We start from the raw sequence: 18958 nt of genomic DNA on the forward strand, positions 1-18958 counted from the left end.
CCGCAAAGCCGGACTCAGGCCTGCAGCCAGCACTTCGCCAGGGCGTAGCCGTTCATCAGCTCCTGATGCGGGTCGTCCACCCAGCCATCGACCTTGGCGCCGGTGGCGTCGATGAACTGGTTGAACATCGGCAGGATCAGACCGCCTTCGTCGCGCACCATGACCGCCATGTCGTGGTACATCTGCTTGCGCTTGGCCTCGTCGAGTTCGGCGCGCGCCGCCAGCACCATCTTGTCGAAATCCGGGCGCTTGAAACGCGTGTCGTTCCAGTCGGCGGTCGACAGGTAGGCGGTCGAGTACATCTGGTCCTGCGTCGAGCGGCCGCCCCAATAGGAAGCGCAGAAGGGCTGCTTGTTCCAGACCTCGTTCCAGTAGCCGTCGCCGGGCTCGCGCTTGAGCTCGATCTTGATGCCGGCCTTGGCCGCGCTCTGCTGGAAGAGCTGGGACGCATCGACAGCGCCCGGGAAGGCGACGTCCGAGGTCCTGAGCAGCACGGCGCCGTCATGACCGGACTTCTTGTAGTGGAATTTGGCCTTGTCGGGATCGTATTTGCGCTGCTCGATCTCGGTGAAAAGCGGATAGGACGCGTTGATCGGGAAGTCGTTGCCGAGCGAGCCATAGCCGCGCAGCACCTTGTTCAGCATCTCCTCGCGGTCGATCGCCAGCTTCAGCGCCATCCTGAGGTCGTTGTTGTCGAACGGCGCCGTGTTGCAATGCATGATGAACACGTAGTGGCCCGGACCGGCGTGGTTGCGGATGGTCACGCCCGGCACGCGCTTGATCAGGTCGACGATCTTCGGCTCGACGCGGTTGATCATGTTGACCTGGCCGCCCTGCAGGGCCGCCGTGCGCGCAGTCGCATCGTTGATGACGATGATCTCGATCTGGTCGGCATGACCCATCTTGTCGCTCTGCCAGTAATTGGCGAAGCGCTCGCCGCCATGGCGCACGCCGGGCTCGTTGGTGGTGACCTTATAGGGTCCGGCCGAGATGCCGGCGTCGGCCTTGTCCTTGCCGCCATTGGGCTGCACGATCAGGTGATAGTCGCTGAGCAGGTAGGGAAGGTCGGCATTGGCTTCCTTCAGCGTCAGCACCACTTCCTTGCCATTGGCCTTGATGGTTTCGATGCCCTTCATGTAGCCGAGCGCACCGGATTTCGATTTCTCGTCGGAATGGCGCTCGAGCGTCGCGGCGACGTCCTCGGCGGTCACTTTCTTGCCGTTGTGGAATTCGACGCCTTCGCGGATCTTCAGCGTCCAGGTCTTGGCGTCCTTGGACGAGCCGATCTCCTCGGCGATGCGGTTGTCGAGCTTGCCGTCGGGCGACAGCTCGACGATCATTTCGCCCCAGCACTTGCCGAAGGCGAACGGCACCTGGGTCATGAACAGGGCCGGATCGAGACTGTTGGTGGATTCACCGCCGACCAGGCCGGCCTTCAGCGTGCCGCCCTTGACCGGACCGGCCGCCCGCGCCGCGCTTGAAAGCAGCGAGTTGGCGAAGGGTGCGGCGATGCCGAGCGCTGCCGCCCGGCCGAGAAAATCACGACGGCTCAGCTTGCCTGCTGCAACGCGCCGGCTAAGGAATTCGAGTTCATTCGACATTTTGAGTTCCTCACTCTGTTGGTTCGACTCTGTGGTCGATTTTCTTGCTTCTTGTGAGGGGAATAATGACCGCAAGGGAAAGCGGTAAGCAAGACCGATTGCGACATGCCGTGGCGTAAATCGCACGTCGCATTTGGACCAACGGTTTCAGCACTCAGACCAGCGCGCGCGGGACCCTTTCGTCGAAATCGCGCTCGAAGACGAGGTTTTCGCCTTCGTAGGCCTCGATTCTGGCGCTGACGATGAAGTTTTGCGCATCCGACCGCATCTGCGCCCATGTCTCGGTACGGACCGACCATCCATTTCGCGACAGGGTCTGCGTCCAATGTGTTTTCCCGGAGGCTGACAGAGGATCGTCAGCATGGATGGTCCAGGTTTCGCGGGCGATGCTGCCGTTGACAAGGCCGTGGTCGAGATCACGCACCTCGCCGAAATCATCCGCAATGGAAAGCGTGACGATTCCCGTCTTTTCGTCGCGGTCGACATGGCGTTCGGAATTGGCGGGTCGAACCGTCTCGGTCGCCCAGGGCGTGGCGCCTTCCGGTTCGCCGAAGACGACTTCGTCGCCTGTTGCGAGCAGGCGCAGCGGCACTGATAGCGAGGCCGCCGACAAGGTCAGCCGTACCGGCTCCGGCGAGGGCCAGATGGCAGGCCAGTAGGCGGTCGAAACGGCGACGCGCAAACGATGGCCGGCCGGCACGCGGTAGGCACATTGATCGAGCACGACACGCGCCGAAACTGTCTCCCCTGGGACCAGCGCCTCGGGGAATTCATGCGACTTGCGGTGCGTCAGATTGAGCACGCCATAGGAGATAAGTTCCGAGGCGCCGTCGGGATGCACGTCGCAAAGCCGGACCGCGATGTTGGCCTGGGGCCGATCGGAGGCAAACTGGATCTCAAGCTCCGGCGCGCCGACGATCTCGATCGGCTTGGTGAGCTCAGGCTGGTCGAAACACGCCGACAGCCCGTCGTCAGGGCGCTGGTCACCAGGCAATTCCGGGCCGAAGGTGAAGGGAAAGTATTCGCCGCCGGCAAGCCCGCAGGTCTGCGGCGAAGCGACGATGGAAGGTCCTGCATCAGCGGAAACGAGTTCGATCGTTTCAATCGTTATGTTGGACGACGGCCATTCCTGCTCGGCTATCCAGCGGCCGGGCCGCTCCGGATGCCAGCGAGCGGGGCGCACGCTGTCCATCACATAGGCACGATAGTCGGGATCGGCCTCGACGCCGGTCTCGGCGCCCTTCAGCCAGTGGTCCCACCAGCGCAGCGCTTCCTGCAGGAAGCCGATGGCCGGCTTGGGGCCCGCATAGTGCGGGTATTTGTGTATCCACGGTCCAACGATGCCCTTGACCGGTGCCTCGATGTTGGTGACGAGGTGCGAGATCGTGTTGCGGTAGCCGTCATGCCAGCCGCCGATCGACAGCACTGCGGCTTTGATTGCGGAAAAATCCTCGCAGATCGAACCGCGTTTCCAGTAGGCGTCGCGATGCTGGTGGCTGAGCCAGAGCGGCAAAAGGAAGGACTGGTTCTCCAGCCGTCTCAGCCACAGATCGCGCCAGCGGTTGTCGCCGGCAATCAGCGGATCCGGTGGCCGCGACGAATAGGACAGCATGGTCGAGGCCCAGCCGAAATTCTCGTTCAAAAGGCAGCCGCCCTTGTAGTGGATGTCGTCGGCATAGCGGTCGACGGTCGAGCACAGGCTGATAACCGCCTTGAGCGCCGGCGGCTGTTTGGCCGCCACCTGCAGGCAGTTGAAGCCGCCCCAAGAGATGCCCATCATGCCGACATTGCCGTTGCACCAGGGCTGCGCCGCCGCCCAGGCGATGACATCGCAGGCGTCCTGCAGTTCCTGCTCGGAATATTCGTCGTCCATCAGCCCTTCGGAATCGCCATTGCCGCGCATGTCGACGCGGATCGAGGCGTAGCCGTGGCCGGCGAAATAGGGATGGGTAAGCTGATCACGAAAGATCGTTCCGTCGCGCTTGCGGTAGGGCAGATGCTCAAGGATGACAGGTACCGGATCGTCGCCCGCATCCTCCGGCATCCACACCCGCGCCGACAACCGGCAGCCATCGGGCATGACGATACCCATGTCGGGAAATTCGACGATCTTACGGGGAAATTCGGTGATGGTTTTCATGGCAGGCATAACGCTCCGCGGCACGAAAACTTTCAATCGCCATTCGCGACTGGAGCAGCGAAATATGCGACTTGTCTCATACCATCAACTCAGCGGAATGTCGTTTGCGGCCTTGTTCGCCTGATAGGCGTCGGACAGTTCGTCATAGCGTGCGGAAATCCTGCCGATCCGCGTCTCCAGCCTCGCGCGCTCGGCCTCGGGGAGGGCCCGCACCAGCCGACGGATCGAAAAGCTTTTCCAATAGGCGTTCTCGGCATTGTAGCCGCCAGGGTCGAGAGTGAAGACCTCTTTCAGAATTTTGAGATCATGCGGGATGGCAAAACTGTCGCGCGAGTCCTCGTGGCTGAACAAATAGTAGAAATTGTCGAAACCGGTCCAGGTGATCGCCGACAGGCAGAGCGAGCACGGCTCATGCGTGGCAATGAAGATGGCCTCTTTCGTGTCGACGCGTTCGGCTCTGGGCATCTCGTAAAAACGCTTCAGGCAATGCACCTCGCCATGCCAGAGCGGGTTTTCCATCTCGTTGTTGGTCTCGGCCAGCACCAGCGACCGGTCGTCCTTGCGCAGGATCGCCGCGCCGAACAGCTTGTTGCCATGGGCGACGCCTTCTGTCGTCTTCGGCACGATGTCGTGCTCGATCACGTCGAGCAGGCGGTCGATCAGCGAAATGTCGGTCATGATGAAATCACGGGCTTTCTGGGAAGGTGGATTTCGTAAGGGTGCGAGAAGTGAAACTCTTCGAGGTTGGAGCCATCGCCGCCGCGATCGACGATGAGGAAATCCTGTTCCTCGCCGATCGGCGTCAGCACACCGTGCCAGAGATTGCGCTTGTAGTTGATGCCCTGTCCGGGCGCGGCGATGAAGCCATGCGGTTCGCCCGGCCCGTCCTTGGTATCGTGGCAGACGACGACCAGAAACGGCCGTGGCGACAGCGGGATGAAAGCCTGGCTGCCGAGCGGATGGCGCTCGACCATGGTCAGCTTCAGCGGCATTTCATAGGGTGTGCCGCGCACCATCGAGATCAGCACGCGCGCATTCGGCCCAGCGGCCTCGGCGGTGGCGAGATCATGATAGCGGATCGCCTTGCCGCCATTGATTGGGTAGCGGTTGTCGCCGCCCATATCGATGACGTCGCCGAAGGGCGCGAAGTTTTCGCGGCTCAGCGGCTGCGCGACGATGCGGCTCACCGCGCGCGGCCCCCGAGATAGCCGCCGAGCTTGGCGTGCCGGTTGACGTCCTTGTAGAGCAGATAGCGGAATTTTCCGGGGCCGCCGGCATAGCAGGCCTGCGGGCAGAAGGCGCGCAGCCACATGAAGTCGCCGGCCTCGACCTCGACCCAGTCCTGGTTCAGCCGGTAGACCGCCTTGCCTTCGAGCACGTAGAGCCCATGTTCCATGACATGGGTTTCGGCGAAGGGAATGACCGCGCCCGCCTCGAGCGTGACGATGGTGACGTGCATGTCGTGGCGCATGTCGTCCGGATCGACGAAACGCGTCGTCGCCCAGCGGCCCTCGGTGCCGGCCATCGGCGTCGGCGCCACCTGCTGGTCGCTGCTGAAGAAGGCTTCCGGCGTGTCCAGGCCGTCGACGGCCTCATAGGCCTTGCGGATCCAGTGGAAGCGCACGGCAGCGCTGCTCTCGTTGCGCACCGCCCAGCCGCTTGCCGGCGGCAGGAAGGCAAAGCCACCGGCGGCAAGCACATGCTTTTTGCCGGCGAGCGATACGGTGAGTTCCCCCTCGACCACGAACAGCGCGCCTTCGGCGCCGGCGTCAGGTTCCGGCCGATCGCTGCCGCCACCCGGCAGAACCTCGACGATGTACTGCGAAAACGTCTCGGCAAATCCCGACAGCGGCCTTGCGATGATCCAGGCCCTGGTCTTGTCCCAGAACGGCAGCGGGCTGGTCACGATGTCCTGCATCACGCCTTTGGGGATGACCGCATAGGCCTCGGTGAAGACGGCGCGCCCGGTCAAAAGCTCGTTTTGGCCGGGATGGCCTCCCTGTGGGGCATAATAGGTTCGCTCGGGCATCCTGATCGTATCCATGGGTTTAAACCTATTGTGGAAGCATGTCCTTGAGGCGCAGCAGCGCGATGCGCTCGACCTGTTTGCAGGCGGTTTCGAATTCGACGCCGCGGCCGTTGCCGATACGGGCTTCGAATTCGGCGAGGATTTCCTCCTTTGTCTTGCCTTTCACCGCGATGATGAAGGGGAAGCCGAAGGTGGTGACGTAGGCGGCGTTGAGCTTGGAGAACAGTTCGCGTTCCTTGTCGGTCAGCGCGTCGAGGCCGGCGGAAGCCTGTTCCCGGGTGGATTCCGCCGTCAGCCGCCTGGCCTTGGCCAGTTTGCCGGCGAGGTCGGGATGGGCGTTGAGCACGCCGAGCCGTTCGGTTTCGCTGGCGGCGCGGAAGATGCGGCAGAGCGCATTGTGCAGGCCCCCCGCCGTGTCGTGTGCCGGACCGAGCTCCAACTCGTGGGCCCGTTCGGCAATCCAGGGCGAATGTTCGAACACGCCGCCGAAGGTGTGAACGAACGTCTCGAATTCCATCTTCGACGGGCGCAGAGCGGCCGGTTTGTAGGGATGGTTCTCCTGCCAGTGCTTGGCGATGTCGATGCGCCGCGCCAGCCAGACCTTGTCATGCGATTTGACATAATCGAGGAAGCGCTTCAGCGCCGCCACCCGGCCCGGCCGCCCGACAAGGCGGCAATGCAGGCCGATATTCATCATGCGCGGCCTGCCTGCCTTGCCTTCGGCATAGAGCGTGTCGAAACTATCCTTGAGATAGGCAAAGAACTGGTCGCCCGAATTGAAGCCTTGCGGCGTGGCGAAGCGCATGTCGTTGGCATCGAGCGTGTAGGGGATGATGAGCTGCGTGCCACCGCTATGCTCGAACCAGTAGGGCAGTTCGTCGTCATAGGTGTCCGAGACGTAGTCGAAGCCGCCTTCTTCCGCCACCAGGCGCACCGTGTTGACCGATGTGCGGCCGGTATACCAGCCGGTCGGGCGCTGGCCGGTCACCTCGTAATGCAGCTTGATCGCCGCCTCGAGGTCGCGGCGCTCGTCCTCGGCGTCGTGGTCGCGGTAGTCGATCCATCTCAACCCGTGCGAGGCGATTTCCCAGCCGGCTTCCTGCATCGCCGTGACCTGGTCGGGGGAGCGTGCGAGTGCCGTGGCGACGCCATAGCAGGTCACGGGCACTTGCGCCTCGCCGAACAGGCGCAGCAGCCGCCAGAAGCCGGCTCGCGCCCCATACTCGTAGATCGATTCCATGTTCCAGTGGCGCTGGCCCACCCAGGGCGCCGCGCCGACGATTTCCGAGAGGAAGGCTTCCGAAGCCTTGTCGCCGTGGAGCACGCAGTTCTCGCCGCCCTCCTCGTAATTGACGACGAACTGCACGGCGACATGCGCGCCGCCAGGCCATTTCGGATCTGGCGGATTGGCCCCGTAGCCACGCATGTCCCTGGTGTAACGCATCGTCCCTCCGCGCCCGGCATCACCGTAAGTATGATCAGAATATCGAAAGGGTGCTTCTCGCATTCCCCTCAAAATTTTTGAAAGTGTTTTTGTCGCACTCCGCTCGACCGGGACTTATGCATCGCCTTTAATTGGCGCACAATTCATCAGCAGTGCTCGATTATACCGGCCAATTTGTTCGTACTGGAAATGGGAGGCGGCCAATGGCAGAAACGTCGAAAGCCGATGGCGGGCGTCTGACGACCCATGTCCTCGATACCGCGACCGGCAGGCCGGCGGCGGGATTGTCGATCGCGCTCTACCGTCTCGACGGTGCTGCTCGCACGCTTCTGAAGACGGTCGTCACCAATGCAGACGGCCGCTGCGACGCGCCGCTGCTGGCAGGCGCCGACTTCCGCACCGGCGAATACGAACTGATGTTCGCGGCCGGCGACTATCTGCGCGGCCAGGGCACGAAGCTGCCGGAGCCTGCCTTCCTCGACAGCGTGCCGATACGCTTCGGCATGGCGGAGGCGGTGCACTATCATGTACCATTGCTGATCTCGCCCTACGGCTATTCCACCTACAGGGGGAGCTGAGGCATGGAGAAGGTCAACATCCGCAACGAAATCCGCTTCATCCTCAATGGCAGGTATGTCGCGCTGTCATCCGTGGCGCCCGACGCGACCTTGCTCGACTGGCTGCGGCTCGACCGTTCGCTGCGCGGCACCAAGGAAGGCTGCGCCGAGGGCGATTGCGGCGCCTGCACCGTGCTCATAGGCAAGCTTTCGGCCACGGGGCTGGTTTATGAAAGCGTCAACGCCTGCATCCGCTTCCTCGGCTCGCTCGACGGCACCCATGTCGTGACGGTCGAGCATCTGCGCGGTGTGTCGGGCCAGCTGCATCCCGTGCAGCAGGCGATGGTCGATTTCCATGGCTCGCAATGCGGCTTCTGCACGCCGGGCTTCGTCATGTCGCTCTATGGCCTGTGGATGAAGTCACCGGACCCGTCGGACGCGGCCATCGAAAAGGCCTTGCAAGGCAATCTCTGCCGCTGCACCGGCTATGAAGCGATCATGCGCGCCGCGCACGCCATATCGAGCTATGGCAAGGCGGCGAAGGACCCGCTGGCGGCGGAGCGCCGGGACATCACGACGCGGCTGCGAGCGTTGCGCGATGGCGCCAGGGTCGAGCTTGGCTCCGGCAGGACGCGGCTGGTCGTGCCGGCCGATGCCGACGATTTCGCCTCTGTCTTCGAGAAGGAACCCACCGCGACGGTCGTCGCCGGTTCGACCGACGTTGGCCTGTGGGTGACCAAGCACATGCGCGACATCTCGCCGGCGATCTTCATCGGCAATCTGCCGGGGCTTTGCGCCGTCACGGAAGAAAACGGCGTCATATCGATCGGCGCCGGCGTGACCTACACCGAAGCCTTTTCGACGCTGTCGAAACGCATCCCTGCGTTGGGGCCGTTGTTCGACCGCATCGGCGGCGAACAGGTCCGCAACATGGGCACGATCGGCGGCAATGTCGCCAACGGCTCGCCGATCGGCGACACGCCGCCGCCCTTGATCGTGCTCGGCGCACGGCTGACATTGCGCAAGGGCAAGAAGCGGCGCACGATCCCGTTGCAGGACTTCTTCATTGCCTATGGCAAGCAGGATCGCCAGCCGGGCGAGTTCGTCGAGGCCGTGCACGTGCCCGTGCCGGCAAAGGACGTGAAATTCGCCGTCTACAAGGTCACCAAGCGCCGCGACGAGGACATCACCGCGACCTTGGGTGCCTTCTGTCTGGCTCTGGCCAAGGACGGCACGGTGGCCGATATCCGCATCGCCTATGGCGGCATGGCGGCAACGCCGAAGCGGGCGTCGGCGGTTGAACGGGCTTTGATAGGCAAGATTTGGAGTGAAGCGACGGTGGCGGCAGCGATGGCCGAATACGCCAAGGATTTCACGCCGCTCACGGATATGCGCGCGACCGCCGAATATCGAGCGCTGGCGGCAAAGAACCTCTTGCTGCGTTTTTACGTCGAGACGACCGGAACGAAAGCGCCGTTCCAGGTATCACGCAGCGAGGCGGCCTGATGAACAAGCACGCACCATCAAACCTCAAGGCCGAGAAGATCGTCGGCGGCGTCGCTACCGACCAGCGGCATGATTCCGCCCACAAGCATGTCAGCGGCGGCGCCGTCTATATCGACGACATGCCGGAGCCGGCCGGCACCCTGCATGCCGGCCTTGGCCTGTCCAAGGTGGCGCATGGCGTTCTGAAAAGCGTCGACCTCTCGGCGGTGCGCGCGGCCCCTGGTGTCGTCGACGTGCTGACTTATGCCGACGTGCCGGGTGAGAACGATGTCTCGCCCAGCAACATGCATGACGATCCGGTTCTGGCGGAAGGCAAGGTGCAGTTCTTCGGCCAGCCGATCTTCGCGGTGATTGCCGAGACGCGCGAGGCAGCCCGGCGCGCCGCGCGCCTGGCCAGGATCGAATATGACGAGCTTCCCGCCGTGATCGACATCTGGGACCTTGATCCGGCGAAGGACAAGCAGGTGACCACGCCGCTGATCTTGCGGCGCGGCGATGCGGCTGCGGCAATCAAGGCAGCGCCCCGCCGCATCAAGAACCGGATGTGGCTTGGCGGCCAGGACCATTTCTACCTCGAAGGCCAGGTGTCTCTCGCCATCCCCGGCGAGGACGACGAGGTCACCGTCTATTGTTCGACCCAGGGGCCGAGCGAGACGCAGCATCTGGTCGCCCACACGCTTGGCGTGCCGAGTAACGCGGTGACGGTGGAAGTGCGCCGCATGGGCGGCGGCTTCGGCGGCAAGGAAACGCAGGCCAACCAGTGCGCCGCGATCGCCGCGATCGCCGCCAAGAGGCTGAAGCGGGCGGTCAAGATCCGGCTCGACCGCGACGAGGACATGACCGCCACCGGCAAGCGGCACGATTTCGCCATCGACTACGAGGTCGGCTTCGACGACGAGGGCAATATTCTCGGCGTCGATTTCACTTACGCCTTGCGCTGCGGCTTCTCCGCCGACCTGTCCGGCCCGGTCGGCGACCGTGCGCTGTTCCACTGCGACAACGCCTATTTCTATCCCGCGGTGCTGGCCAAGTCCGCGCCGCTCTACACCAACACCGTCTCCAACACCGCGTTCCGCGGCTTCGGCGGCCCGCAAGGCATGGTCGGCGCCGAGCGTGTCATCGACGAGGTCGCCTTCGCGGTCGGCAAGGATTCGCTCGAAATCCGCAAGCTGAATTTCTACGATCCGATGGAAGCGATCGGCGGCCGCAACGTCACCCCTTATCACCAGAAGGTCGAGGACTGCATCATCCAGCGCATCGTGGCGGAACTGGAAGACAGCGCCAACTATGCGCGCCGCCGTCGCGAGATTTCCGCATTCAACGCCAACAGCCGCTTCGTCAAGCGCGGCCTGGCGCTGACGCCGGTCAAGTTCGGCATCTCCTTCACCAAGACCGAGGCCAACCAGGCCGGCGCGCTGGTGCATGTCTATGCCGATGGTTCGGTGCACATGAACCATGGCGGCACCGAAATGGGGCAGGGCCTGCATCTCAAGGTGGCGCAAGTCGTTGCGGAGGAGTTCCAGATCGACCTCGATCGCGTGAAGATCACCGCCACCACCACCGCCAAGGTGCCCAACACCGCGCCGACGGCTGCGTCCTCGGGCGCCGACCTCAATGGCATGGCGGCGCAGAACGCGGCGCGCCAGATCCGCCGCCGGCTGACCGACTTCGCCGCCGAGAAATATCAGATCCCTGTCGACCAGGTGTTGTTCCTGCCAAACCGGGTGCGCGTCGGCAACCAGGAGGTCAGCTTCAACGATCTGGTCAAGCAGGCCTATATCGCACGTGTGCAGCTCTCGGCCGCCGGCTTCTACAAGACGCCGAAGATCCACTGGGACCGCAGCAAGGGCCAGGGCCACGCCTTCTATTACTACGCCTATGGCGCGGCCTGCGCCGAAGTGTCGGTCGACACGCTGACCGGCGAATATGTCGTCGAGCGCGCCGATATCCTGCACGACTGCGGCCGTTCGCTGAACCGGGCCATCGACCTCGGCCAGGTCGAGGGCGGCTTCATCCAGGGCATGGGCTGGCTGACGACGGAGGAACTGTGGTGGGACGACAAGGGCCGGCTGCGCACGCACGCGCCGTCGACCTACAAGATTCCGCTGGCGTCGGACCGACCGAAGATCTTCAACGTGGCGCTGACCGACTGGTCGCAGGCCTATGAGCCGACCATCCATCGCTCCAAGGCGGTCGGCGAACCGCCGCTGCCGCATGGCATGGCGGTGCTGCACGCGCTGTCGGACGCAGTGGCCAGCGTCGCCGACCACAAGATCTGCCCGCGTCTCGACGCGCCGGCGACACCCGAACGCGTGCTGATGGCGATCGAGCGGCTGAAGCGGGAGGCTTCAGAGCCTTCCTGAGGCCAAAACGTGCAAATCGCGCCGAAAAATACTATATTTCCTGGATGGAAGTGCAGGCGATGAACTCGAAGGTTCAAGAGCTGAAAGTGTTTCTCGACCATGCCGGTCGGGTCGCGCTTGTCGAAGTTGCGGCGGCAAAGGGTTCGACGCCGCGCGAGGCCGGTGCGTTCATGCTTGTCTCGCCATCGGCGATTTTCGGCACCATTGGAGGCGGTCAGCTCGAATATATGGCGATCGATAAGGCGCGGCAGATGCTGGGCTCTTTGCGCTCCGCATCTTTCAGCGAGTTTGCCGATGTCGGCGCCGCCCCTCATCCGCCTGCCGGCACCTTCTCCCCGTATAGTGACGGGGAGAAGGGAAGCGGCCGTAACGCCGGCGACCCCCTCTCCCCGTCCTTACGGGGAGAGGGTAAGGGTGAGGGGCAGCGCGACGCTGACGAAGCTGGCGTCACGCTCGACGTTCCGCTCGGGCCGGAAATCGGCCAGTGCTGCGGGGGTCGGGTCAAGGTGTTGATCCGCTTGGTCGACGGCACAATCGAGGAAAAGCTGATGGCGCACGCTGAATCGGAGGAGGCGCATCTGCCGCATGTCTATATCTTCGGCGGCGGCCATGTCGGCCAAGCGCTCGCGTCGACCATTGCGCTTCTTCCCGTGCATGGCGTCGTCATCGAGACACGCGCCGAGGCATTGGAAGGCATGCCGGAAACCGTCGAGACGCGGCTGACGCCGATGCCCGAGGCAGAGCTGCGCAACGCCCCGGCCGGCACCGCCTTCGCCGTCCTTACGCATGACCACGCGCTCGATTTCCTGATCGTCGCCGAAGCGCTGAAACGCGACGACGCGGCCTATGTCGGCATGATCGGTTCGAAGACCAAGAAAGCGACCTTCAGGCACTGGTTCCTGAAATCGGCCGACGGCACGGAGACCGAATTCGCCCGCCTCGTCTCGCCGATCGGCGGCGACGCCGTCAAGGACAAGCGTCCGCCGGTTATTGCCGCGCTCGCCGCCGCCGAGATCATGACGGCGCTGGTCATCCACAATGCGGCTTCGAACGCAGAGCATCACGCTCCGCATGACAGGGTGACCGCCGGCTAGCTCGGTCGCCTGAGGCCCAGATGCGCGCGCAGCGTGGCGCCTTCATACGCCTTGCGGAACAGGCCGCGCCGCTGCAGTTCCGGCACGACCAGCGTGGCAAAGGCATCGAGTTCGCCGGGAAAATAAGACGGCATGACGTTGAAGCCGTCGGCGGCACCGCCTTCGAACCGCGCCTGCAACTCGTCCGCCACCTGGACCGCGGTTCCCACGATGCGCCAATGGCCGCGCGCGCCGGCGAAATGCCGCGCCAGCTGGCGAATGGAAAGGCCATCGCGGCGCGATTGCTCGACGACCAGGGCCTGCCGGCTTTTCATGCCCTCGCTCTCGGGCAAGTCGGGCAGCGGACCGTCGAGCGGATGGCGCCAGAGGTCGGATATGCTGAGATAGCTGGACAGCAGCGCCACGCCGACGTCGTCGGGGATCAATTCCTGCAATTCCTCGAATTTTTCGCGGGCCTCGGCTTCGGTCTCCGCCACCACGGGCGCGACACCGGGCATGATCTTGATGTCATCGGGTTCACGCCCATACGCCGCCATGCGCCCCTTGAGGTCGTCGTAAAAGGCCTTCGCCTCCTCGAAGGTCTGTGCCGCCGTGAACACCACGTCGGCGGTGCGGGCGGCGAGGTCGCGGCCGACGTCGGAAGCGCCGGCCTGGACCATGACAGGCGCGCCTTGCGGCGAGCGCGGCAGATCGAGCGGATCGCGGACCGAAAAACTCTGTCCGTCATGGCCTGCCTTGCCGCGCCACAACCCTGTCACCGCCTCGGCGAACTCGCGCGCCCGCTCATAGCGGTCGGCATGAGGCTTGAGGCCGGCTGCGCCGAAATTGGCGGCTTCGATCTGACTGGCCGAGGTCACCAGGTTCCAGCCGGCCCGGCCGCCGCTCAGGTGATCGAGCGAGAGGAAGGTCCGCGCCAGGCCGTAAGGCTCGTTGTAGCTGGTCGACGCGGTGGAAACGAGGCCGATGCGGCTGGTCTGGACAGCCAGCGCCGAAAGCAGGCTGATCGGCTCGAAGCCGATCGAGCGCGACGTCTGGCTGGCAATGTCGACATTGGCCTCGCGCAGGCCGGCGGCGTCCTCGCAGAAGATCATGTCGAACTTCGCCGCTTCAGCTGTGCGCGCCAGCGCCATGTAGTGATCGATGTCGATGCCAGCTTTCACATGCGCCTTCGGATGGCGCCAGGCGGCGATGTGATGGCCCGTCGCCCACAGGAAGGCGCCGAGCTTCATTTGCGCGGTCATTGGTCACCTCCGCCGGCAAGGCCGAGATGCGAGCGCAAGGTGGTGCCGGGATGGTTTTCTCGAAGCAGCCCGCACCGCCGCAACTCCGGAAGAACACGATCGATCAAATCGTCGAACACCGAAAGCTGCGCCGGCAAGCGGATGTTGAAGCCGTCGCAGCTCTTAGAGAAGGATTTTTCTTCCAGCCTGTCGGCCAGCCCGCTGACGCCGTCAGCGGTGAGCGAGATATCAGCCAATATCTTCACCGCATCCGGCTCGCGCCCACAGGCGGAAACCCGGCGCTTCAAATCACCATGACACGCCTTGTCTTCTGCCGCCGCCCGTTCGTCCAGCAGAACGACATCGGCGGTGCGGGCTGCAAAGTCGAGGTCGCCTTCGGTGAGATCGGACAGCACCAGCACCGGCGCGTCCTGCGGCGACCGCGCGACATTCAGCGGCCCGCGCACGGAGAAGAACTCGCCCTTGTGGTCGAGCAGGTGCATTCCTTGCGGATCATGGAAGCGGCCGCCGTCCCTGTCGAACAGCAGCGCGTCCGCGTCCCAGCCCTGCCAGAGCCCTTGAACGATGCCGATATATTCCTCCGAGCGGCGGCGAAAATCATCGGCTGAAAACCCGTCGGGTCGGCTGAAATTGGCGGCCTCTCGCGGTGTCTGCGCCAGCGTCGCGTTCCAGCCCGCGCGGCCATGGCTGATCATGTCGAGCGAGGCAAAGCGGCGCGCGAGATTGTAGGGCTGGTGAGCGATCGTCGAGGCGCTGGCGACGAGACCGATCTTTTCGGTCACGGTCGCCAGCGCGGCGATGAGAGTGGTCGCCTCGAACGGACTGCTCGGCGCGGCGCCATGCGGCGCGGAGTCGTCGAGGATGATCATGTCCAGCCCCGCCGCCTCGGCCTCCCGGGCGAAGCCGGCCAGATCGCTGAAAGTGAGCGCTTGCCCGGTTGCGAGGGCAATGTTGAGCGAAGCGGCGAGATGCGTTGTGGCGCCGTCGGTCATGGATGGTTCCTGGGGGAAGGCATGCGGGAACTATGTTCGCCGCATGCCCCAATGGCAACCGCTGGCGCTGGGCCAACCGCCGGCCATGTGCCGGCCAGCAGTCACGTTTCGGCTGGCTCTCAAACACCTCGAAAATTAGCTGAAACATCCGCCGCGTCGTCATCCACGGGCGGAGCAGCCGCGAAGCGGCGTCGCGCAGACCCGAGGATCCATGCCGCGGCGTCAAGGCGCTGCCACGGTGCAGAATTCTGCTCCGTTGCACTTTACGGCGAAAGTCACGGAATGGATCCTCGGGTCTGCGCTCCGCTTCGCGTCGCTCCGCCCGTGGATGACGAAGTCGAGGGCCTTCGGCCGATCCCGTAGCAACGCGACCGCCCCTCACTTGCCCGCCAGAATGTCCTTGATCAGCCTTTGGCAACGCTCGGCCATGAAGTCGAGCAATAGCCGCACCTTGGGATCCTGCAGCTTCTTGTGCGGATAGACGGCGGCGAACTGCACCGGCGTTGGCGGGGTGCTGGTCAGGATCACTTTCAGCCGCTGGTCGCGGATGAACGGCTCGACCTCGAAGCGCGGTTTGTTGATGATGCCGCGCCCCGACAGCGCCCAGCCGGTCAGCACGTCGCCATCATCGGTGTCATAGGGCCCATGCACCTCGAATTTCTGCGGGCCGGTGGGCGTTTGCAAGGTCCAGACATATTCGCGCGCGCCGGAATAGCGCAGCATCAGGCAGTCATGCTTCCTGCCGATCAGCTCCTGCGGCTCCGTCGGCTCGCCGCGCGCTTCCAGATATTTGGGTGCGGCGACCAGCACGCGCTCGCATTCCATGATGCCGCGCATCCTGAGGCTGGAATCCTCGATGATCCCTAACCGGAAGGCGACGTCGATGCCTTCCTTCATGATGTCGACATTGTGGTCCGAGAGCCTCAGCCGCACCTCGACGTCAGGGTATTTGTCGTGAAAATCGGGAATGCCCGACGCCACCAGCCGGCGCCCGAGGCCGAGCGGTGCGGTGACGCGGATGGTGCCACGCGGCTGGCCGGACAGCGCCGAGACGGCCGCTTCCGCCTCGGTGATCGCCTCCAGCACCTGCTTGGCGCCGGAATAGAAAACAGTGCCGTGCTCGGTCGGCATCAATTGCCGGGTGGTGCGGTTGAACAGCCGCACGCCGAGATGCTTCTCCAGTTCCTTGATGCGGTTGGAGGCGACCGCCGGCGAAATGCGCATGTCGCGGCCGGCCGCCGACAGATTGCCGAGCTCGACGACGCGGACAAAGACGGCGATGTTGTCGAGATAGGCCATGCGGATCGGCACCCTTCACCGGTTTGCGGTGATCAACCTAGTATTTTCCATTTTTTTTTGAAAGTCATCGTACACCTCGCCTCTTTTCGTTTGCGCCCCACACCGTAAAGTCATCGGATCGGCAGGGACGATTTCAATGATGGATTTCGCGATTTTCTGGGACTGGCTGAGCTTCGCCGTGCGCTGGCTGCACGTCGTTACCGGCATCGCCTGGATCGGCTCGTCCTTCTACTTCGTCGCGCTCGATCTTGGCCTGCGCCAGCGGCCCGGCATGCCGGTCGGCGCCTTCGGCGAGGAATGGCAGGTGCATGGCGGCGGCTTCTACCACATCCAGAAATACCTGGTGGCGCCGGCCGAGATGCCCGAGCACCTGACCTGGTTCAAATGGGAATCCTATGCCACCTGGCTGTCCGGCTTCGCCATGCTGTGCGTGGTCTATTACGCCGGAGCCGATCTGTTCCTGATCGATCCCAATGTGCTGCCGATGTCGGTGCCGGTGGGCATTCTGTTGTCGATGGCCACGATCGGCGTCGGCTGGGTGGTCTATGATCTCCTGTGCCGCTCGCCGCTTGGCAAAAGCGACACCGGCCTGATGCTGGTGCTCTATTGCGTGCTGGTCTTCATCGCCTGGGGGCTGACGCACCTGTTCACCGGCCGCGCCGCCTTCCTGCATCTGGGCGCGATCACCGCGACGATCATGTCGGCCAATGTCTTCATGGTCATCATTCCCAACCAGAAGATCGTCGTCGCCGACCTCATCGCCGGCCGCAAGCCTGATCCGAAATACGGCAAGATCGCCAAGCAGCGCTCGCTCCACAACAATTATTTGACGCTGCCGGTACTGTTCCTGATGCTGTCGAACCACTATCCGCTGGCATTCGGGACTGAGTTCAACTGGGTCATCGCCTCGCTGGTGTTCATCATCGGCGTCCTCATCCGCCACTATTTCAACACCGTGCACAAGCGTGCCGGCAACCCGCACTGGACGTGGCTCGGCGCCCTTGTCCTGTTCATCATCATCATCTGGCTGTCGACCGTGCCGAAGGTGCTGACCGGTGAACCGAAGGTGTCCGCCTCGGCGCAGGTCTATATCGCCTCGGCGCATTTCCCGGCGGTGCGCGACACCGTTCTCGGCCGCTGTTCGATGTGCCATGCGGCCGAGCCGGTCTATGAAGGCATCTATCATGCGCCCAAGGGCGTGATGCTCGACACCGACGCCGGCATCGCCGACCATGCCCGCGAGATCTATCTGCAGGCCGGCCGCAGCCACGCCATGCCGCCGGCTAATGTTAGCCAGATCACCGACAAGGAACGGGCGCTGCTGGTCGCCTGGTTCGAAGGCGCGGGGAAATAAGCATGACCTCGACACTTCTGCGCGGCCGCACCCTGTCCTTCGTGCGCTGGCCGCAAACCATCGACGACCACTCAGCCTGGCGCTACGAGGAGGATGGCGGCCTGCTGATAAGCGATGGCAGGATCGTTGCATCAGGCGCCTATGCCGATGTCGAGAAACAGGCCGGCGAGGGCGTCAAAAAGATCGACCATCGGCCGCATCTGCTGCTGCCGGGTTTTATCGATACGCATGTGCATTTCCCGCAGATGCAGGTCATCGCCTCCTATGGCGCCGAACTGCTCGACTGGCTGAACACCTACACCTTTCCCGAGGAAACAAAATTCGCCAACGCGCAGCATGGCCGCCGCATCGCGCGGCTGTTTCTTGATGAAACGGTGCGCCACGGCACAACGACGGTTGCCGCCTACTGTTCGGTGCACAAGGCCTCGGCGGAAGCCTTCTTCGCCGAGTCGCACGCGCGCGACATGCTCAACATCGCCGGCAAGGTGATGATGGACCGCAATGCGCCCGAAGGCGTGCTCGACACGCCGCAGACCGGCTATGACGACACCAAGGCGCTGATCAAGGAGTGGCACGGCAAGGGGCGGCAGCACTATGCCATAACGCCGCGCTTCGCCATCACCTCCTCGCCGGAGCAGATGGAGATGGCCGGCGCGCTGTGCCGCGAACATCCCGACCTGCACATGCAGACGCATCTGTCGGAAAATCACGCCGAGATCGCCTTCACGCAACAGCTTTATCCCTGGTCGCGCGACTACACCGACGTTTACGAGCACTATGGGCTGCTGGGCAAAAAGAGCCTTTTCGGCCACTGCATCCATCTGTCGGAGCGCGAGGCGGACGCGCTGGCGGACAGCGGTTCGGTGGCCGTGTTCTGCCCAACCTCGAACCTGTTCCTCGGCTCGGGCCTGTTCGACTACCAGCGCTTTCGCCGCCGCGACAAGCCGTTGCGCATCGCGGCCGCCACCGATGTCGGTGGCGGCACCAACTATTCGATGCTGCGCACCATGGACGAGGGCTACAAGGTGATCGCCCTGAACGGCGAGAAGCTCAACCCTTTCCAGTCCTTCTGGCAGATCACGCGCGGCAATGCCGAGGCGCTATCTGTCGTCGAGAAGATCGGCACGCTGGAGGAAGGCACCGATGCCGACATCGTCGTACTTGATGCCAGGGCGACGCCGGCCATGCGGCTCAGGATGGAAACGGTCGAGACGCTGGCGCAGGAACTGTTCCTGCTGCAGACGCTGGGCGATGATCGAGCCGTGCGCGAGGTCTATGTCGCGGGGCGGGCGGCCAAGAGCGACATCGCAATTTAGCGCTGCGGTGTGTTGCCTGCTT

General features: G+C 63.7%; 15 protein-coding genes. 6 read left to right on the top strand and 9 right to left on the bottom strand.

The genetic code is table 11. The features are described from left to right. Positions 1–14: 14 nt before the first annotated feature. The 6 genes from EN850_RS11520 to puuE form a co-directional block, all read right to left on the bottom strand. A complete protein-coding gene (locus EN850_RS11520) occupies positions 15–1601 on the bottom strand; it encodes an ABC transporter substrate-binding protein (protein WP_136091270.1) in 1587 nt (528 codons plus the stop codon). Positions 1602–1755: 154 nt separating this feature from the next. Continuing rightward, complete coding sequence (locus tag EN850_RS11525; protein ID WP_136091271.1) at positions 1756–3741, bottom strand: CocE/NonD family hydrolase; 1986 nt, start codon at positions 3739–3741, stop codon at positions 1756–1758. 84 nt (positions 3742–3825) lie between these two features. Continuing rightward, a complete protein-coding gene (locus tag EN850_RS11530) occupies positions 3826–4419 on the bottom strand; it encodes a nucleoside deaminase (RefSeq protein WP_136091272.1) in 594 nt (197 codons plus the stop codon). Further along, the gene (locus tag EN850_RS11535; protein ID WP_127275733.1) at positions 4416–4928 is read right to left on the bottom strand and encodes an ureidoglycolate lyase; all 513 of its coding nucleotides are present in this window, start codon (positions 4926–4928) and stop codon (positions 4416–4418) included. Before EN850_RS11535 ends, EN850_RS11530 begins: the two co-directional genes overlap by 4 nt. Next, positions 4925–5785 (bottom strand): bifunctional allantoicase/(S)-ureidoglycine aminohydrolase, encoded by an 861-nt coding sequence (locus EN850_RS11540; RefSeq protein WP_135882793.1) that lies wholly within the window; start codon positions 5783–5785, stop codon positions 4925–4927. The genes EN850_RS11535 and EN850_RS11540 overlap by 4 nt, the downstream gene beginning before the upstream one ends. A 10-nt stretch (positions 5786–5795) precedes the next feature. Then, positions 5796–7214 (bottom strand): allantoinase PuuE, encoded by a 1419-nt coding sequence (gene puuE, locus EN850_RS11545; protein ID WP_136091273.1) that lies wholly within the window; start codon positions 7212–7214, stop codon positions 5796–5798. A 203-nt stretch (positions 7215–7417) separates the two neighbouring features. Here puuE and uraH point away from each other — a divergent pair, with 203 nt between their 5' ends. The 4 genes from uraH to xdhC are packed head-to-tail and all read left to right on the top strand — an operon-like array spanning position 7418 to position 12734. Continuing rightward, positions 7418–7792 carry a hydroxyisourate hydrolase gene (gene uraH, locus EN850_RS11550; protein WP_127872922.1) on the top strand — a complete coding sequence of 125 codons (375 nt, stop codon included), beginning with the start codon at positions 7418–7420 and terminating at the stop codon, positions 7790–7792. Positions 7793–7795: 3 nt separating this feature from the next. Beyond that, complete coding sequence (gene xdhA / locus EN850_RS11555) at positions 7796–9277, top strand: xanthine dehydrogenase small subunit (protein ID WP_136091274.1); 1482 nt, start codon at positions 7796–7798, stop codon at positions 9275–9277. After that, on the top strand, positions 9277–11640 hold the full coding sequence (xdhB, locus tag EN850_RS11560; protein ID WP_135862457.1) for a xanthine dehydrogenase molybdopterin binding subunit: 2364 nt from the start codon (positions 9277–9279) through the stop codon (positions 11638–11640). The genes xdhA and xdhB overlap by 1 nt, the downstream gene beginning before the upstream one ends. A 59-nt stretch (positions 11641–11699) precedes the next feature. Then, complete coding sequence (xdhC, locus tag EN850_RS11565) at positions 11700–12734, top strand: xanthine dehydrogenase accessory protein XdhC (RefSeq protein ID WP_127872925.1); 1035 nt, start codon at positions 11700–11702, stop codon at positions 12732–12734. Here the strand turns inward: xdhC and EN850_RS11570 are convergent. From EN850_RS11570 to EN850_RS11580, 3 genes are all read right to left on the bottom strand, one after another. Continuing rightward, positions 12731–13975 carry an LLM class flavin-dependent oxidoreductase gene (locus tag EN850_RS11570; protein WP_127872926.1) on the bottom strand — a complete coding sequence of 415 codons (1245 nt, stop codon included), beginning with the start codon at positions 13973–13975 and terminating at the stop codon, positions 12731–12733. The two genes, xdhC and EN850_RS11570, sit on opposite strands and share 4 nt — an antisense overlap. Next, positions 13972–14967: an LLM class flavin-dependent oxidoreductase gene (locus EN850_RS11575; RefSeq protein ID WP_127279468.1), complete on the bottom strand. Its 996-nt coding sequence runs from the start codon at positions 14965–14967 to the stop codon at positions 13972–13974. The genes EN850_RS11570 and EN850_RS11575 overlap by 4 nt, the downstream gene beginning before the upstream one ends. A 378-nt stretch (positions 14968–15345) precedes the next feature. Next, positions 15346–16266, bottom strand: coding sequence for a LysR family transcriptional regulator (locus tag EN850_RS11580; RefSeq protein ID WP_127872927.1), 921 nt, complete (start codon positions 16264–16266; stop codon positions 15346–15348). 136 nt (positions 16267–16402) lie between these two features. On the opposite strand from EN850_RS11580, the gene EN850_RS11585 reads away from it, so the two are divergent. Continuing rightward, positions 16403–17620 carry a urate hydroxylase PuuD gene (locus EN850_RS11585; protein ID WP_127279466.1) on the top strand — a complete coding sequence of 406 codons (1218 nt, stop codon included), beginning with the start codon at positions 16403–16405 and terminating at the stop codon, positions 17618–17620. 2 nt (positions 17621–17622) lie between these two features. Then, complete coding sequence (guaD, locus tag EN850_RS11590; protein WP_135917005.1) at positions 17623–18936, top strand: guanine deaminase; 1314 nt, start codon at positions 17623–17625, stop codon at positions 18934–18936. Positions 18937–18958 lie beyond the last annotated feature (22 nt).

It is taken from the genome of Mesorhizobium sp. M8A.F.Ca.ET.207.01.1.1 (assembly GCF_004794715.1).
Taxonomy (GTDB): domain Bacteria; phylum Pseudomonadota; class Alphaproteobacteria; order Rhizobiales; family Rhizobiaceae; genus Mesorhizobium.

Excerpts from the sequence above, each read along its gene's own strand:
- EN850_RS11520 (WP_136091270.1), bottom strand. The coding sequence starts at position 1,601 with ATGTCGAATGAACTCGAATTCCTTAGCCGGCGCGTTGCAGCAGGCAAG.
- EN850_RS11525 (WP_136091271.1), bottom strand. The coding sequence starts at position 3,741 with ATGAAAACCATCACCGAATTTCCCCGTAAGATCGTCGAATTTCCCGAC.
- EN850_RS11530 (WP_136091272.1), bottom strand. The coding sequence starts at position 4,419 with ATGACCGACATTTCGCTGATCGACCGCCTGCTCGACGTGATCGAGCAC.
- EN850_RS11540 (WP_135882793.1), bottom strand. The coding sequence starts at position 5,785 with ATGGATACGATCAGGATGCCCGAGCGAACCTATTATGCCCCACAGGGA.
- puuE (WP_136091273.1), bottom strand. The coding sequence starts at position 7,214 with ATGCGTTACACCAGGGACATGCGTGGCTACGGGGCCAATCCGCCAGAT.
- uraH (WP_127872922.1), top strand. The coding sequence starts at position 7,418 with ATGGCAGAAACGTCGAAAGCCGATGGCGGGCGTCTGACGACCCATGTC.
- xdhA (WP_136091274.1), top strand. The coding sequence starts at position 7,796 with ATGGAGAAGGTCAACATCCGCAACGAAATCCGCTTCATCCTCAATGGC.
- xdhB (WP_135862457.1), top strand. The coding sequence starts at position 9,277 with ATGAACAAGCACGCACCATCAAACCTCAAGGCCGAGAAGATCGTCGGC.
- xdhC (WP_127872925.1), top strand. The coding sequence starts at position 11,700 with ATGAACTCGAAGGTTCAAGAGCTGAAAGTGTTTCTCGACCATGCCGGT.
- EN850_RS11570 (WP_127872926.1), bottom strand. The coding sequence starts at position 13,975 with ATGACCGCGCAAATGAAGCTCGGCGCCTTCCTGTGGGCGACGGGCCAT.
- EN850_RS11575 (WP_127279468.1), bottom strand. The coding sequence starts at position 14,967 with ATGACCGACGGCGCCACAACGCATCTCGCCGCTTCGCTCAACATTGCC.
- EN850_RS11580 (WP_127872927.1), bottom strand. The coding sequence starts at position 16,266 with ATGGCCTATCTCGACAACATCGCCGTCTTTGTCCGCGTCGTCGAGCTC.
- EN850_RS11585 (WP_127279466.1), top strand. The coding sequence starts at position 16,403 with ATGATGGATTTCGCGATTTTCTGGGACTGGCTGAGCTTCGCCGTGCGC.
- guaD (WP_135917005.1), top strand. The coding sequence starts at position 17,623 with ATGACCTCGACACTTCTGCGCGGCCGCACCCTGTCCTTCGTGCGCTGG.